Below are 16,179 nucleotides of genomic sequence, written 5' to 3'. Positions count from 1 at the left end.
CTTCAAACCTATGATGAGATTAAGTTGTACAGAAATTTATCTCTGTACAGGAATTTCACCGAGGTTTGGCCATGCCCAGCACCCTGCCCACCACCGGAAAACCAAAAATCGCCATCAGCGCCTGCCTGTTGGGCGAGAACGTGCGCTTCAACGGCGGGCACAAACAATCTCAACTGTGCAGCCAGACCCTCGCCGATTATTTCGACTTCGTGCCGCTTTGCCCTGAGGTCGCCATCGGCCTGGGCATTCCCCGTGAGCCGATTCGGCTGGTGGGCGACCCGCTTAACCCCCAGGCCGTCGGCACCGTGCACCGCGAGCTCAACGTGACCCAACCGCTGGACGATTACGGTCGGCAAATGGCCGCCGAACACACCGACCTCTGCGGCTACATCTTCATGCAGAAATCGCCGTCCTGCGGCCTGGAGCGGGTCAAGGTCTATCAAGACAACGGCATGCCCATCGACGGCGGCGGACGCGGTATCTACGCCCAGGCGTTTTGCGCGCGTCACCCCAACCTGCCGGTGGAAGAAGACGGTCGGCTGAACGACCCGGTGCTGCGGGAAAATTTCCTGACCCGGGTGTTCGTCTACGCCACTTGGCAGCAGCTCCTCGCCGAAGGCCTGACCCGTCACCGCCTGCTGGAATTTCACTCGCGCTACAAATACCTGCTGATGGCCCACAGCCCCGTGCATTACAAAAGCCTGGGCAACCTGCTGGGCAGCATGCCCAAGGACGTCGACCTCGACACCTTGGCCGCCGGTTATTTCAGCGAGCTGATGACCGCCCTGAGCAAGTGTGCCACCCGTGGCACCCACACCAATGTGCTGCAACACATCAGCGGCTACCTCAAGCAAGCCATCAGCGCCGAAGACAAACAGGAAGTGCAGACCCTCATCGGCCAATACCGCCAGGGCATCGTCCCGCTGGTGGTGCCGCTGACGCTGCTCAAGCACCACTTTCGCCAGCACCCGGACCGCTACATCGCGCAGCAGGCCTACCTGCAACCGCACCCGGAAAACCTCAGCCTGCGTAATGCGATTTAACCTATGACTTTCCCCCTGCAAGCACCTGTCGAAGACATCGCCGAGGCCATCGAACAAGGCTGGCTGCCGATCCGCGAAGTAGCGCGCCAGACCGGCGTCAACGCCGTGACCCTGCGCGCCTGGGAGCGGCGTTATGGCCTGATCGTGCCCCAGCGCACGCCCAAGGGGCACCGGCTATTCAGTGCCGAGCATGTACAACGCATCCACACCATCCTGACCTGGCTCAACCGCGGTGTGCCGGTCAGCCAGGTCAAGAGCCTGATCGACACCGCACAACCCGCCAGCCAACCGCCGGAGGAAAACGAATGGCATAACCGCCGCCAGCACCTGGTGCAGGCCATCAGCGAACTGGCCGAGCGCCGGGTGGATGACGCCTTCAACCAGGCCATGGCCCTGTATCCGCCACGCACCTTGTGCGAGCAACTGTTATTGCCGTTGCTCAAGGAGCTTGAACTGCGCTGGCAGGGCCAATTCGGTGCGCAGATGGAGCGGGTGTTTTTCTATTCCTGGCTGCGCAGCAAATTCGGCGCGCGGATGTATCACAACAACCGCCAGCTCAACGGCGCGCCGTTGCTGCTGATCAACCATTCCGACCTGCCGCTGGAGCCGCACCTGTGGCTCACCGCCTGGCTCGCCAGCAGCGCCGATTGCCCGGTGGAAGTCTTCGACTGGCCATTGCCGACGGGCGAACTGGCCCTGGCCGTCGAACGCCTGCAACCCCGGGCAGTACTGCTGTATTCGAGCAAGACGCTCCATACGTCGGCGCTGGAAAAACTATTGAGCGGCTTCAGTTGCCCAAAACTGATAACCGGACCAGCGGTATGCATCCACCAGGCGGAGCTGTCCGTATTAACCCAAGACATTCCTGAATTGCTCCTGGCCGAAGACCCGTTGTCGGCCCATCAGGTACTGATCCAGCGTGGACTTATTTAAATGCACTTGATCTGGCTGCGCACCGACCTGCGCCTACATGACAACACCGCCCTCGCCGCCGCCGCACAGCGCGGGCCGACGGTGGCTGTCTACCTGATCAGCCCGGAGCAATGGCTGGCCCACGATGACGCGCCGTGCAAAGTCGACTTCTGGCTGCGCAACCTCAAGAGCCTGAGCGTGGCGCTGGGGGAGTTGAACATTCCTCTATTGATCCGCCATGCATCGACCTGGGACCAGGCACCGCAAGTCCTGGCAGACCTGTGCCAGGAACTGTCGGTCGAGTCAGTGCACGTCAATGACGAATACGGCATCCACGAAGAGCGCCGCGACGCCGCCGTGGCCCAGGCCCTCGAAGCCCGCGGTGTCACGTTTTACGATTACCTGGACCAGTTGTTTTTCCAGCCCGGCAGCGTGCTGACCAAGACCGGCACGTACTTCCAGGTGTTCAGCCAGTTCCGCAAAGTCTGCTACAACCGCCTGCACGGCGCCTTGCCGCGTTTGGTCGCCACACCCAAGGCGCAGGCACCGCTCAAACTCAAAAGCGACCCGGTCCCGGATCACGTCGAGGGCTTTGCTACCCCGAGCGAGGCCCTCCGCGCCCTGTGGCCTGCCGGCGAAGCCGAAGCCCGGCGCCGTCTCGATCAATTCGCCGACGCGCAAATCAGCTATTACAAGGACGAACGCGACTTCCCGGCCAAGCCCGGTACCAGCCAGCTGTCGGCCTATCTGGCCGCGGGTGTGGTTTCGCCGCGCCAATGCCTGCATGCCGCGCTGCAAAGCAACCAGGGCGAATTCGAAAGCGGCGACATCGGCGCGATTACCTGGATCAACGAGCTGCTGTGGCGCGAGTTCTACAAACATATCCTGGTGGGTTACCCACGGGTCTCACGCCACCGCGCGTTCCGCCCGGAGACTGAAGCCGTGGCCTGGCGCAACAGTCCGGAAGACTTGAAGGCGTGGCAGGAAGCCCGCACCGGCCTGCCGATCATCGACGCGGCCATGCGCCAATTGCTGGAAACCGGCTGGATGCACAACCGCCTGCGCATGGTGGTGGCGATGTTCCTGACTAAAAACCTGCTGATCGACTGGCGCGAAGGCGAGCGTTTTTTCATGCGTCACCTGATCGACGGCGACCTCGCGGCGAACAACGGTGGCTGGCAGTGGAGTTCGTCCACCGGCACCGACTCGGCGCCGTACTTCCGGATTTTCAGCCCCTTGAGCCAGTCGGAAAAATTCGACGGTGAGGGCGTGTTTATCAAGCACTGGCTGCCACAACTGGCAGCGCTGAACAAAAAGGAAGTGCACAACCCCGATGCCGTGGGCGGCTTGTTTGGCGTGGCGGACTACCCTCGTCCTATCGTCGATCTGAAAAAGTCCCGCGAGCGCGCGCTCGCCGCCTTCCGCAGCCTGCCTTCACGCCAGGCGGTCGGGGGTGGTTATGAGTGATTTCCTGCGCCGCTTCGCTCAGACCTTTGCCAGTGTGGACAAACACAATCTGCACCTGCTCGACAGCCTGTACAGCCAGGACATCAACTTCACCGACCCGCTGCACGAAGTGCACGGGCTGCCGGCGCTGCACCGTTATTTCGCCGAGCTGTACGACAACGTTACCCAGCTGCGTTTTGACTTCCATGGCTTCGATCAAGTGACCGAAGGCGAAGGCTACCTGCGCTGGAAAATGAGCTTCTGCCACCCACGCCTGGGCGGGGGGAAAGTGATTCGTGTCGAAGGCTGCTCGCATCTGCTGTGGCGCGACAAGGTGTACCACCATCGGGATTATTTCGACGCGGGTGCGCTGCTGTATGAACACGTGCCGGTCCTCGGCGGTGTGGTCAGTTGGCTGAAAAGGAGAATGGGATGAACCTTATGCCGCCCCGTCGTTATTGGCTGACCGGTGCCAGCAGTGGCATCGGTGCCGAACTGGCCAAGGCGCTGCTCGAAAGCGGTGCCCATGTGGCTGTCAGTTCCCGCTCCAAAGAGCCGCTGGAACAGCTCGCCCAACAATACCCCGGGCAAGTGCTGGTGGTGGCGGGCGACCTGACCAACAGCCAGACCGTGCGCGAAATCGGCGAGCATATCGGCGTGGTCTGGGGCTCGCTGGACACTGTGATTCTGAATGCCGGCACTTGCGAATACGTGGACGCCAAACAGTTTGATTCCTCGATCATCGAGCACGTGGTGCGCACCAACCTGCTGGCCAGCAGTTACTGCATCGAAGCCGCCCTGCCGCTGTTGCGGGCCGGCCACACACCGCACCTGGTCGGCGTCGCCAGCGCCGTGACCTACCTGCCGATGCCCAGGGCTGAAGCCTACGGTGCCTCCAAGGCCGGCCTGCGTTATCTGTTCGAATCCCTGCGCATCGACCTGTCGCCCGAGGGCATTGACGTCACCGTGGTCAGCCCGGGCTTCGTCGACACACCGCTGACCGCCCGCAATGACTTCCCGATGCCCTTGAGCTGGCCGGCGGACAAAGCCGCGCGACATATCTTCGCCAAGCTGCAAAACCGGCCCTTGGAAATTGCTTTTCCGGCCCTGTTTATTGCCGCGCTGTGGCCGCTGTCGAAACTGCCGAACCGCGCCAAGCTGATCATCGGCAAACGCATGTTGCGCAGTCCACCGCCGCGCAAGGACAACCTGTGAAGATCGCCATTATCGGCAGCGGCATTGCCGGACTGACCAGTGCCTACCTGCTCAGCCGCCGCCACGACATCACCCTGTTCGAAGCGGGCGACCGCATCGGCGGGCACACCCATACGGTGAATGTCACGGTGGATGGTAGAAGCTACGCAGTGGACACCGGTTTTATCGTGTTCAACAACTGGACCTACCCTAACTTCATCAAGTTGCTGGGGCAGATCGGTGTGACGTTCAAACCCACCGAAATGAGTTTTTCGGTGTGCGACCCGAACGCCGGGTTTGAGTACAACGGCAACAACCTCAACAGCCTGTTCGCCCAGCGCCGCAATATCCTGTCGCCGGGGTTCTGGGGCATGTTGCGCGACATCCTGCGCTTCAACCGCCAGGCGCCGCTGGACCTGCAAGAGCAACGCATCAGCGCCGAGATGACCCTGGGCGAGTACCTGCAAACGGGCGGCTACGGCCAGCGATTTATCCGGCACTACATCGTGCCGATGGGCGCTGCGATCTGGTCGATGTCCCTGGCTGACATGCTCGGGTTTCCCCTGCAATTCTTCGTGCGGTTCTTCAAGAACCACGGCTTGCTATCGGTGAGTAACCGCCCACAGTGGTGCGTGATCGAAGGCGGCTCCAGCCGCTATATCGAGCCGCTGACCCAATCTTTCCGTGAAAAAATTCGCCTCAATTGCCCCGTCACCCGGGTTGAGCGCACACCGATCGGCGTGGTTATCCACAGCGCGGCAGGCAGCGATGCATTCGACAAAGTGGTGTTCGCCTGCCACAGCGACCAGGCCCTGGGGTTGCTGGGGGATGCGAGCCTGGCCGAGCAACAGATCCTCGGCGCCTTGCCCTACGCCGACAACGACGTAGTCCTGCACACCGACACCCGCTTGCTGCCCGAGCGCAAACTGGCCTGGGCAAGCTGGAATTACCGCCTGAACAGCAGCACGCAAAAACAGGCTGCCGTGACCTACGACATGAACATCCTGCAGGGCATCGACAGCACCACCACCTTTTGCGTCAGCCTCAACCAGACGGCGATGATTAACCCGCTCAAAGTCCTCTCCCGCTACACCTATGCCCACCCGCAATACAGCCTGGCCGCCGTGGCCGCTCAAGCGCGCTGGGAAGAATTGCACGGCACGCAGCACACCTATTATTGCGGCGCGTATTGGGCCAACGGTTTCCACGAAGACGGCGTGGTCAGCGCGTTGCGGGTGGCCAAGGCATTTGGGGAAACCCTGTGAACAGCGCCCTGTACAGCGGCTGGATCGCCCATCGGCGTTTTACGCCCAAGGGCCACGCCTTCCGCTATCGGATCGGCCTGCTGTACCTGGACCTCAGCGAACAGCACGAAGTCTTCGGCTTGTCGCCATTGGCCGGCGACCGCTGGGCGCCGTTCGCGTTTCGCCAGCAGGATTACCTGCGTGAATTTACCCGTCACGGCATGAGCTTGACCGATGCCGTACGTCAAGAAGTCGGCAAGGCCCTGGGGCGCATCCCACTGGGCGCAATCTGCCTTCTGACCCAGGCTCGCAGTTGGGGCCTGGCTTTTAATCCGGTGAGTTTCTTCTACTGCTTCGAGGCCGATGGCACCTTGGCCGCGATTCTGTGCGAAGTGACCAACACCCCGTGGCGCGAACGCTATCACTACGTGCTTCCGGCCATGGCGCTGCCTGCCGGTGAGCATCAGCACTTCGCCGTGGCCAAGGCCTTTCATGTCTCGCCATTTTTGCCCCGGGACCTGGAATACCGCATGAGCTTCAGCCCGCCCGCCGCGAAACTCGGCGTACACATGGCCGACTGGCAGGGCGAGCTGAAAGTTTTCGACGCCACCTTGAGCCTGCAACGCGAGGCGCTGAACCGCGCCAGCCTGCACCGTTACTTGTGGCGCTTTCCGTGGATGACCGCCAAGACCTGCCTGGCCATTTATTGGCAGGCCCTGCGCCTTCTGCTTAAACGCACGCCGATTTTTTCCCATCACGCCGCCGAAGGCGCTTCTCGCACCGCAGTCGGGTACACCAAGGATCGCCGCCATGAAATCCCCTAGCTTATCGGTCAAATCCAATCGCTTGAACGTCAACGGCATGACCGCCGCACTGTTGCGCAAAGCGGTGCTGCGCCAGCTCGGCCAACTGCGCCACGGCCAGTTGGTGGTGATTGAGGACGGTGAGCGACAAGTCTTCGGCGCACGGGAAGCGCACCTGCTGGGGGAAATCCAGATCCTCGATTCGGCCGTGTGGGGGCTGGTGGCAGCCAACGGTTCCATCGGCGCAGGCGAGGCATTTATTCATGGCTACTGGAGCAGCCCGGACCTGACGGCCGTGGTGCGGGTGATGGTCAGCAACCTCGACGTGCTGGATGCACTGGAAGGTGGCCTGGCCAAACTCGCGCGGCCCTTCACCCAAGGCCTGCACTGGCTCAACCGCAACACGCGTAAGGGCTCGCAGAAGAACATCGCCGCCCACTACGACCTGGGCAATGACCTGTTCGAAGAATTCCTCGACCCGACCATGATGTATTCGGCCGCACAGTTCCTCACCGCCGACGACACCCTGGAACAGGCACAGTTGAACAAGCTGGAGCGCATCTGCCAGAAGCTCGCGCTGAAACCGTCCGACCACCTGCTGGAAATCGGCACCGGCTGGGGCAGCATGGCGATTTATGCCGCGCAGCAGTACGGCTGCAAGGTCACCACGACGACCTTGTCCAAAGAGCAGTTTGCCTACACTGAAAAACGCATCGAGGCCCTGGGTTTGCAGAATCAGGTGACGTTGCTGCTGGAGGACTACCGCGACCTGAGCGGGCAGTACGACAAACTGGTGTCCATCGAGATGATCGAAGCCGTGGGCCATCGCTTCCTGCCGACCTACTTCAAACAATGCGCTCAGTTGCTCAAGAGCAACGGCCTGATGTTGCTGCAAGCCATCACCATTCGCGAGCAGCGCTACGAACAGGCCAAGAGCAGCGTGGATTTCATCCAGCGCTACATTTTCCCCGGCGGCGCCCTGCCCTGCGTGCAGAAAATGCTCGAGATCGTCAGCCGCGACACCGACATGAACCTGCTGCACATGGAGGATTTCGGCCTGCATTACGCACGAACCCTGCGCCTGTGGCATGAGAACTTTCGCCGCGCCCACAGCCGCCTGACGGAAATGGGCTACGACGAATATTTCCTGCGGCTGTGGGAGTTTTACCTGTGCTACTGCGAGGGCGGCTTTATGGAGCGCACCATCGGCACGGCACAAATGCTCCTGGCCAAGCCGGCGGCCCTGACCCAGCCTCTGCTCGGGCGCTTTGATGCTTAAACCGCTGGCGAATGCCGTGCTGTTTCAGTGCGGTTGGTTTGCCTGTGTGTTGGGCGGCGACAGTCTGTGGCTGTTGGTGGGGTTGGCGGTGCTGGTAATCCACCTGCTGTGGATAAGTTCGTGGTCAGCGGAAGGCCAGGTGATTCTTGCCGTCACCTTGTTGGGCACCGTGATCGACACCGTGCTACGTGCATTCGGCGTGTTTCATTTCAGCCTGCCCGGGCCGTTGGCGCCATTGTGGCTGATCCTGTTGTGGGCATTGCTGGCGACCACGCTGCGCCATTGCCTGGCCTGGAGCGCGCAGCCCTGGTGGCGTGCGAGTTTGTTGGGGGCGGTGGGCGGGCCGTTGTCCTATTACGCGGGCAGCCAACTGGCCGGGGTGAGTTTCGGCTATGGCACCGTGCCGACAGTCATCGGCCTGGCGTTACTCTGGGGGATGATTTTTCCATTGTTGCATTGGGTCGCCAGGCAGTTGGCACATTGACGTCCGTCAGGCCTTTCACACACCTATGAGCCGCTTGCCTTACACTGCGCGCCTATGACCAACATCCCCCACACGCAAATCGCCGAACCCGCCGTCACCTGCTCCACCTGCGCCGCGTGCTGCTGCCAGTTGGAAGTCATGCTGATCACCGACACCGGCGTGCCTGACCGCTTTATCGATACCGACGATTGGGGCGGCGAAGTCATGCTGCGCCTGGATGATGGCTGGTGCGCGGCGCTGGATCGCGACACGATGATGTGCACGATTTATGAGAAGCGGCCGCTGATCTGCCGGGAGTTCGAGATGGGCGCACCGGAGTGCATCGATGAGCGCCAGGGGCTTGCGACGGTGTATCGCTGATTTTGAAAAACCAACGATGAGCAAATGTGGGAGCGGGCTTGCTCGCGAAAGCGGTGTGTCAGTCAACTGATTCGTGGCTGATACGCCGCTTTCGCGAGCAAACCCGCTCCCACAATGGTTTTGCGGTGTTCTGAAGAATTACAGTGGCATCGTGTAGTGCAACGAATAGCTCTCGACACCATCGTTATTGCTGCTGATCCCGGCATTCGAGTAATGAGTAGCCCGAATACCCACTTCACTCCCACCGACAAAGCGCAGACCAAAGCCCAGTCGGTCTTCAAACTGGAAAGCCTGGCCGATGTTGTTGTCTTCGACCCTTGTGCGGGAGAACACGGCCACGCCAACCCCAGCCTCGATGTACGGTTTCACCCTTTCCCCGGCAAACTCATAAACAAAAACCGGCGAGAACGAAAGGCTGCTGACGCTGGCGCGCTTGTCACCGTCCCAGTAGGTGTAGGCTCCGCTCCAGTACCCGGTCACGCGGCCCGTATCGGTCTGCCACCAGCTTTTATCCCAATCAGATGTCAGCCCCAACCGATAAGTCATGGTCGAATCGCTGGTACTCCCCACTCCAAATTCCAGGCCTGCCGCCTGCGCTGAAAAAGAGTGCCCCACCACAGCGGCCGCAATCGCGGCCAAACAGAACCAGCGCTTCATAAGAAACATCCTTTACGAACGAAGTTGTATGATTTTGTACAGGCTAACTTGCTATAGAAGTCGCCGTTTATGCAGAAGTTCAGTCAGTAATTCGGTTATTTCACGAAATTTTCACAGGCCAAAGCTACGCACAACGCCGGGAAAATTCCATAGGGTAGGTAGGATTTTTCTTAGATGCTCTGGATCGCCGCTGGTCCAGAACTGTGCCGGCACGGGATTGCCAGTGGCCAGCAGTTCGCGATCACTTAACAGGCGTTGCAACTGACGCGCTACGGCCGCGCCCGTGTCGATCAGAATGATCGTCGGCGGGAGCATCTCGGCGAGCAGTGGTTTGAGGAATGGGTAGTGGGTGCAGCCGAGGATGATGGTGTCGCAACCGGCAGCGATCAACGGTTCGACATAACCCTGCAACATCACACGCAAGGCCGGGCTGCTCAAATCGCCGGTCTCGATCAGCTCCACCAGGCCCGGGCACGGCTGGGTGATCACCCGAACATCGGTGGCGAAGCGGTCGAGCAAGGCGGCGAACTTGGCGCTTTGCAGGGTGCCGGTGGTCGCCAGCACCCCGACCACGCCGCTGCGGGTCGCGGCGGCGGCGGGTTTGACCGCAGGCTCCATACCTACCAGCGGCCAGTCGGGATAGTCCTGGCGCAAGTCGGCGACTGCGGCAACAGTCGCCGTGTTGCAGGCAATCACAAAGGCTTTGGCGCTCTTCTCACGAAAGAACTCCGCCACCCGTCGCGAGCGATCAAGGATGAAGGCCGGGGTTTTCTCGCCGTAGGGGATGTGCCCGCAATCCGCTACGTACAGCAGCGATTCATGGGGCAGCAGACGCTGGATTTCGTCCAGCACCGACAGGCCGCCGACGCCGGAGTCGAACACACCGATCGGCGCGTCCTTAACCATGGTGGCTGCCGCAGACGCTGCAACCGGGGTCACGCTTGACCCGCAGCTCGCGGAAGCGCGTGGTCAGGGCGTCGATCAACAACAGCCGCCCCACCAGCGGCTCGCCGAAACCGGCCAGCAACTTCAAGGCTTCCAGGGCCTGCAGGCTGCCGACCAAGCCCACCAACGGGCCGATCACGCCGGCTTCACTGCAGGTCAGTTCGGTTTCGCTGCCGTGCCCGTATAAACAGTGGTAGCACGGGCTTTCGGCGCGCCGTGGGTCGAACACCGACAGCTGGCCTTCCAGGCGAATCGCCGCACCACTGACCAGAGGCTTGCCGGCGTCAACACAGGCAGCGTTGACCGCTTCGCGGGTGGAGAAGTTGTCGCTGCAGTCGAGCACCACGTCGACCGCCGCCACGGCAGCCGCGAGGGAATCAACATCCAGCGCACTGCGATGGGCGATCAACTGTATTTCAGGATTGATCGCACTCAGGCGGCGAATCGCCGAATCGACCTTGCTCAGGCCGACGCTGTCGGTGTCATGGATGATCTGGCGTTGCAGGTTGGTCAGGTCGACCGTGTCGAAATCCGCCAAATGCAGCGCACCTACACCCGCCGCCGCCAGATACAGCGCTACCGGCGAACCAAGACCACCGAGCCCGACGATCAGCGCGCGGCTGTTTTTCAGGCGCAACTGGCCTTCGATGTCGACATGCTGCAACAGAATCTGTCGGCTATAGCGCAACAGCTCCTGATCATTCATCACGGCCGGCGCCCCAAGGTGATGCGCTCGTGGCCACCGAGGTCGATGCGGCTGTGGACGTCTTCGAAGCCTTCACTCAGCAGCAGGTCGCGCACGGCGGCCGCCTGGTCGTATCCGTGTTCCAGCAACAGCCAGCCAGCAGCGTCGAGGTGCGCGGGCGCCTGGGCGATGATCAGCCGCAGGTCGTCCAGGCCGTCATGCCCGGCCACCAGCGCGCTGGCCGGCTCAAAGCGCACATCACCGGCCACCAGATGCGGATCGGTATCGGCGATATATGGCGGGTTGCTGATGATCAGGTTGTAGGTACGGCCTTCAAGGGCGCTGAACCAATGGCTGTTCAGCACCGTGGCGTTATTCAGGTGCAGGCGCTGGCGGTTGCGTTCGGCCAGGGCCACGGCTTCCAGCACACGGTCGACGGCAGTGACTTGCCAGGCCGGGCGTTCGCTGGCCAGGGCCAGGGCAATCGCGCCGCTACCGGTGCCGAGGTCGAGGACCTTGGCCGGTGTGGCAGGCAGCAATTCGAGAGCGGCTTCCACCAGCATCTCGGTTTCCGGACGCGGGATCAGCGTGTGCGGCGCCACTTCCAGATCGAGCTTCCAGAAGCCTTGCTGGCCGAGGATGTAGGCCACAGGTTCGCCGGTGCGGCGGCGTTGCAGGTAGTCGGCAAAGGTCAGTGCATCTTCGCTGCTGACGATTTTTTCCGGCCAGGTGTGCAGGTAGCTGCGGGACTTGCCCAAGGCAGCCGCCAGCAGCAACTCCACGTCCAGGCGCGCAGTGGGCGAGTCCGGCAGGTCGGCGGCGCGTAACAGGCTGGCGATAATGGTCATTTATTCACCTATCGCCGCGAGCTGGTCGGCCTGGTATTCGGCCAACAATGGCTCGATCACCGCATCAACGCCACCGGCAAGGATTTCGTCCAGGGAGTACAGCGTCAGGTTGACGCGGTGGTCAGTGACCCGGCCCTGGGCAAAGTTGTAGGTACGGATACGCTCGGACCGGTCGCCCGAACCCACCAGCAATTTACGCTCGCTGGCAATCGCGTTGGCGGCAGCGCTGGTCTGCTGGTCATTGAGCTTGGCCGACAGCCAGGACATGGCCCGCGCACGGTTCTTGTGCTGGGAACGTTCTTCCTGGCATTCCACCACGATGCCCGAAGGCAAGTGAGTGATGCGGATCGCCGAGTCGGTCTTGTTCACGTGCTGGCCACCGGCGCCCGATGAGCGGTAGGTGTCGACCCGCAGATCTGCCGGGTTGATCTCGATGGCTTCCTGTTCGTCAGGCTCGGGCAACACGGCCACGGTGCACGCCGAAGTGTGGATGCGGCCCTGGGATTCCGTTGCCGGAACCCGCTGCACGCGGTGCACGCCCGACTCGAACTTCAGCTTGCCGTAGACATTCTCGCCTTCAACCCGGGCGATGACTTCTTTATAGCCGCCGTGTTCGCCCTCGTTCTCGGACAAAATCTCCACCCGCCAGCCGCGACGTTCGGCATACCGCGAGTACATGCGGAACAGGTCGCCGGAGAAAATCGCCGCCTCGTCACCGCCGGTGCCGGCGCGGATTTCGAGGAACACGTTGCGCCCGTCGTTAGGGTCCTTGGGCAGCAGCATGCGCTGCAGGTCGCCTTCCAGTTCGATCAGCTTGTCCTTGGCTTCTCGCACTTCTTCAACGGCCATTTCGCGCATGTCCGGGTCGCTGTCCTTGAGCAGCGCCTGGGCGCCTTCGAGGTCAGCCTGAACCTTGAGCAACTGTTTATAGGTGCCCACGATCGGCTCAACTTCCGCGTATTCCTTGGAATAGGTGCGGAACTTGGTCTGATCGGAGATGACCTCGCCGTCGCCGAGCAGGGCGGTCAGTTCTTCGAAACGGTCCTGAAGGACGTCCAGTTTATTGAGCAGTGACGCTTTCATTGCGGTTTTTTATCCGAAGAGCTTTCTGTCGCGCCCTCACCGAGGGCAAAGAGTTCCTGGGCCATGGCCAGCGCATCGAGGCGGCCTTCGGCGGTAAGCTTTTTCAACTGAACACTGGGGGCGTGCAGCAATTTGTTGGTCAGGCCGCGCGCCAGTTGCATCAGCACGTCTTCGGCGCTGCTGCCGTTGGCGAGCATACGCTGGGCCTTGATCAATTCCTCGTCCCGCAAGCGTTCGCCTTGCTGACGGTAGGCCTTGAGCACGTCCACTGCCGCCAATTCACGCAGGCGCACCATGAAGTCGTCAGCACCGGTGCTGACCATCTCCTCGGCGGCCTGGGCTGCGCCCTGGCGGCTCTTGAGGTTTTCGGCCACCACCTCGTGCAGGTCGTCGACGCTGTAGAGGTAAACGTCGTCCAACTCGCCGACTTCAGGCTCGATATCCCGAGGAACAGCGATATCCACCATGAAAATCGGCTTGTGCTTGCGCAGTTTCAGGGCGCTTTCCACCGCGCCCTTGCCAAGGATCGGCAACTGGCTGGCGGTGGAACTGATGACGATATCGCTGCGCACCAGTTCGGCCGGGATATCCGAGAGCAACACCGCATGGGCACCGAACTGCTCGGCCAGAATGCTGGCGCGCTCCAGGGTACGGTTGGCGACAACGATGCGCTTCACCCCCAGCTCATGCAGATGACGGGCGACCAGGGTGATGGTCTCGCCGGCGCCGATCAGCAGGGCCTGGCTGCGTTGCAAGTCACTGAAAATCTGCTTGGCCAGGCTGACGGCGGCAAACGCCACGGACACCGGGTTTTCACCGATGGCGGTATCGGTGCGCACTTGCTTGGCGGAATTGAAGGTGGCCTGGAACAAACGCCCCAGCAACGGGCCGATGGTGCCGGCCTCGCGGGCCACGGCGTAGGCCGATTTCATCTGGCCGAGGATCTGCGGTTCACCCAGCACCAGCGAATCGAGCCCGGAGGCGACGCGCATCATGTGACGAACTGCCGCATCCTCTTCGTGCACATATGAGCTTTGGCGCAGTTCATCAAGGCTCAAATGGTGGTAATCGGCCAGCCAGCGCAGCACCACATCCGCTGAAAGATGCTCCTGCTCTATATAGAGCTCGCTGCGATTGCAGGTCGAAAGGATCGCAGCTTCGCGACTGTCGGTGAGCCGGCAGAGCTGCTGCAAGGCCTCAACCAACTGCTCGGGAGTAAAAGCCACGCGCTCGCGGACGTCTACAGAAGCAGTCTTGTGGTTAATACCGAGTGCAAGGAAGGCCATTCAATATCGCTGATGATGTCGGGAAGCCGACAATTGTCCTACTTCGAATGATTCAGAACAACCACCGTAGGCTATTGTCCTAATGCCTTGTGTCTATAAAGGCATCCACTGAGACTCGGTTATGTTTGGCCGAAGGCTTGTGTCATGATGATCCGACCGCAGGTTAGTCGTCCTCTTCCTATATGAATAGATCTTCCGCGTTGCTCCTTGCTTTTGTCTTTCTCAGCGGCTGCCAGGCCATGGCACCCGTGTCGCCGGACGGTACGCCGCCGGTAGAAGACAGCACCCCCGCCCCTGAAAAGCCCAAGGTTTATTCCTCGTTCAGTGAAGAAACGGTCTTCAGTCTGCTGAGCGCGGAGCTGGCCGGCCAGCGCAATCGTTTCGACATTGCCCTGGATAACTACGTGACCCAGGCCATCAATACTCAGGATCCGGGGATTTCCGAGCGCGCGTTTCGTATCGCCGAGTACCTGGGCGCCGATCAGGCCGCCCTGGACACCTCGCTGATCTGGGCGAAAAACGCTCCTGACGATCTCGAGGCGCAACGGGCAGCCGCCATTCAACTGGCCCGCGCCGGGCGCTATGACGACTCCATGGTCTATATGGAGAAAGTCCTGCAGGGCAAGGGCGACACACATTTCGACTTCCTCGCGCTGTCGGCCGCCGACACCGATCAGGACACCCGCAACGGCCTGATGAAGAGTTTCGACCGTCTGCTGCAAAAACACCCGAACAACAGTCAGCTGATTTTCGGCAAGGCGCTGTTGCTGCAACAGGATGATGAGTCCGAGGCCGCGCTGAAGTTGCTGGAGCAACACCCGCCGGAAGACGGCGAGATAGCACCGATCCTGCTGCGCGCCCGCCTGCTGCAAAACCTTAACCGCGGCAAGGAAGCGATTCCGCTGCTGGAAAAAAGCATCAAGAAGTACCCGGGCGACAAACGCCTGCTGCTGACCTATGCGCGCATGCTGGTTGAACAGGACCGCATGGAAGATGCCAAGGTTCAGTTCGCCAACCTCGTCCAGCAATACCCGGACGATGACGAATTGCGTTACTCCCTGGCGCTGGTGTGCCTGGAAGCCAAGGCATGGGATGAGGCCAAGGGCTACCTGGAAGACTTGATCGCCCGCGAAAGCCACGTTGATTCGGCGCACCTGAACCTGGGTCGCATCGCTGAAGAACGCAACGACCCGCAAGCCGCGCTGCTTGAATACGCCCAAGTTGGTCCTGGCAATGATTACCTGCCGGCCCAACTGCGCCAGGCCGATATCCTGATGAGCAACGGCCGCACCGACGAGGCCGAAAAACGCCTGGCTGCCGCACGGGATGCCGAGCCGGACTACGCGATCCAGCTGTACCTGATCCAGGCCGAGACCTTGTCGGCCAACAAGCAAGGCGATCGCGCCTGGAAAATCCTCCAGCAAGCCTTGCTGCAATACCCGGACGACCTGAACCTGCTGTACACCCGCGCCATGCAGGCGGAAAAACGCAATGACCTGGCGCAGATGGAAAAAGACCTGCGCCTGATCATCAAGCGCGATCCGGACAACGCCATGGCACTGAACGCCCTGGGTTACACCTTGTCCGACCGTACAACGCGTTACGCCGAAGCCAAGGAGCTGATTGAAAAGGCTCACCAGCTGAACCCGGAAGACCCGGCCGTACTCGACAGCCTCGGCTGGGTGAATTACCGCCTGGGTAACCTGGACGAAGCCGAACGCTTGCTGCGCCAGGCGCTGGAGCGCTTCCCCGACCAGGAAGTGGCCGCACACCTGGGCGAAGTGCTCTGGGCCAACGGCAAGCAGCGTGAAGCGCGACAAATCTGGGAGAAGTTCCTCAAGGAACAACCCGAAAGCCCAATCCTGCGCAGTACCATCAAGCGCCTGACCGGATCCGAGACCCTTTAATTT

The 16,179-nt window shown here is 61.2% G+C and carries 17 protein-coding genes; 11 read left to right on the top strand and 6 right to left on the bottom strand.

What is annotated here, in order from left to right; translation table 11 throughout:
• Positions 1-83: 83 nt before the first annotated feature.
• From JFU58_RS14495 to JFU58_RS14450, 10 genes are read left to right on the top strand one after another with little or no spacing between them, the layout of a single operon-like run.
• Positions 84-1,043: a YbgA family protein gene (locus tag JFU58_RS14495; RefSeq protein WP_177026509.1), complete on the top strand. Its 960-nt coding sequence runs from the start codon at positions 84-86 to the stop codon at positions 1,041-1,043.
• A gap of 3 nt (positions 1,044-1,046) precedes the next feature.
• On the top strand, positions 1,047-1,976 hold the full coding sequence (locus tag JFU58_RS14490) for a MerR family transcriptional regulator (RefSeq protein ID WP_177026495.1): 930 nt from the start codon (positions 1,047-1,049) through the stop codon (positions 1,974-1,976).
• On the top strand, positions 1,977-3,422 hold the full coding sequence (gene phrB / locus JFU58_RS14485) for a deoxyribodipyrimidine photo-lyase (protein WP_201140994.1): 1,446 nt from the start codon (positions 1,977-1,979) through the stop codon (positions 3,420-3,422).
• Positions 3,415-3,837 carry a nuclear transport factor 2 family protein gene (locus JFU58_RS14480; protein WP_063033118.1) on the top strand — a complete coding sequence of 141 codons (423 nt, stop codon included), beginning with the start codon at positions 3,415-3,417 and terminating at the stop codon, positions 3,835-3,837. The genes phrB and JFU58_RS14480 overlap by 8 nt, the downstream gene beginning before the upstream one ends.
• The gene (locus JFU58_RS14475; RefSeq protein WP_063033119.1) at positions 3,834-4,616 is read left to right on the top strand and encodes an SDR family NAD(P)-dependent oxidoreductase; all 783 of its coding nucleotides are present in this window, start codon (positions 3,834-3,836) and stop codon (positions 4,614-4,616) included. The genes JFU58_RS14480 and JFU58_RS14475 overlap by 4 nt, the downstream gene beginning before the upstream one ends.
• Positions 4,613-5,860, top strand: coding sequence for an FAD-dependent oxidoreductase (locus JFU58_RS14470; protein WP_201140993.1), 1,248 nt, complete (start codon positions 4,613-4,615; stop codon positions 5,858-5,860). Before JFU58_RS14475 ends, JFU58_RS14470 begins: the two co-directional genes overlap by 4 nt.
• Positions 5,857-6,663, top strand: coding sequence for a DUF1365 domain-containing protein (locus JFU58_RS14465; protein WP_093201738.1), 807 nt, complete (start codon positions 5,857-5,859; stop codon positions 6,661-6,663). The genes JFU58_RS14470 and JFU58_RS14465 overlap by 4 nt, the downstream gene beginning before the upstream one ends.
• Complete coding sequence (locus JFU58_RS14460) at positions 6,650-7,921, top strand: SAM-dependent methyltransferase (RefSeq protein ID WP_093201743.1); 1,272 nt, start codon at positions 6,650-6,652, stop codon at positions 7,919-7,921. Before JFU58_RS14465 ends, JFU58_RS14460 begins: the two co-directional genes overlap by 14 nt.
• Positions 7,914-8,405 carry a DUF2878 domain-containing protein gene (locus JFU58_RS14455; protein ID WP_063033123.1) on the top strand — a complete coding sequence of 164 codons (492 nt, stop codon included), beginning with the start codon at positions 7,914-7,916 and terminating at the stop codon, positions 8,403-8,405. The genes JFU58_RS14460 and JFU58_RS14455 overlap by 8 nt, the downstream gene beginning before the upstream one ends.
• A gap of 54 nt (positions 8,406-8,459) precedes the next feature.
• The gene (locus tag JFU58_RS14450) at positions 8,460-8,765 is read left to right on the top strand and encodes a YkgJ family cysteine cluster protein (RefSeq protein ID WP_063033124.1); all 306 of its coding nucleotides are present in this window, start codon (positions 8,460-8,462) and stop codon (positions 8,763-8,765) included.
• Positions 8,766-8,903: 138 nt separating this feature from the next.
• Here JFU58_RS14450 and JFU58_RS14445 read toward each other — a convergent pair whose 3' ends face one another.
• From JFU58_RS14445 to hemA, 6 genes are all read right to left on the bottom strand, one after another.
• A complete protein-coding gene (locus JFU58_RS14445) occupies positions 8,904-9,422 on the bottom strand; it encodes an acyloxyacyl hydrolase (RefSeq protein WP_063033125.1) in 519 nt (172 codons plus the stop codon).
• Positions 9,423-9,533: 111 nt separating this feature from the next.
• The gene (murI, locus tag JFU58_RS14440) at positions 9,534-10,328 is read right to left on the bottom strand and encodes a glutamate racemase (protein ID WP_093201752.1); all 795 of its coding nucleotides are present in this window, start codon (positions 10,326-10,328) and stop codon (positions 9,534-9,536) included.
• Complete coding sequence (locus JFU58_RS14435; RefSeq protein ID WP_093201756.1) at positions 10,321-11,076, bottom strand: molybdopterin-synthase adenylyltransferase MoeB; 756 nt, start codon at positions 11,074-11,076, stop codon at positions 10,321-10,323. Before JFU58_RS14435 ends, murI begins: the two co-directional genes overlap by 8 nt.
• Entirely contained in the window at positions 11,073-11,900 is an 828-nt protein-coding gene (gene prmC, locus JFU58_RS14430; RefSeq protein WP_093201760.1) for a peptide chain release factor N(5)-glutamine methyltransferase, read from the bottom strand. Before prmC ends, JFU58_RS14435 begins: the two co-directional genes overlap by 4 nt.
• On the bottom strand, positions 11,901-12,983 hold the full coding sequence (gene prfA, locus JFU58_RS14425) for a peptide chain release factor 1 (RefSeq protein WP_003208405.1): 1,083 nt from the start codon (positions 12,981-12,983) through the stop codon (positions 11,901-11,903).
• Entirely contained in the window at positions 12,980-14,269 is a 1,290-nt protein-coding gene (gene hemA / locus JFU58_RS14420; protein ID WP_008432265.1) for a glutamyl-tRNA reductase, read from the bottom strand. The genes prfA and hemA overlap by 4 nt, the downstream gene beginning before the upstream one ends.
• A 182-nt stretch (positions 14,270-14,451) precedes the next feature.
• On the opposite strand from hemA, the gene JFU58_RS14415 reads away from it, so the two are divergent.
• Positions 14,452-16,176, top strand: a complete 1,725-nt coding sequence (locus tag JFU58_RS14415; RefSeq protein ID WP_063033129.1) for a tetratricopeptide repeat protein — start codon at positions 14,452-14,454, stop codon at positions 16,174-16,176.
• Positions 16,177-16,179 lie beyond the last annotated feature (3 nt).

The organism is Pseudomonas sp. TH34 (assembly GCF_016650865.1).
In the GTDB taxonomy this organism is placed as follows: Bacteria; Pseudomonadota; Gammaproteobacteria; order Pseudomonadales; family Pseudomonadaceae; genus Aquipseudomonas; species Aquipseudomonas yamanorum.
This window is presented reverse-complemented; position numbering and strand designations above follow the sequence as displayed.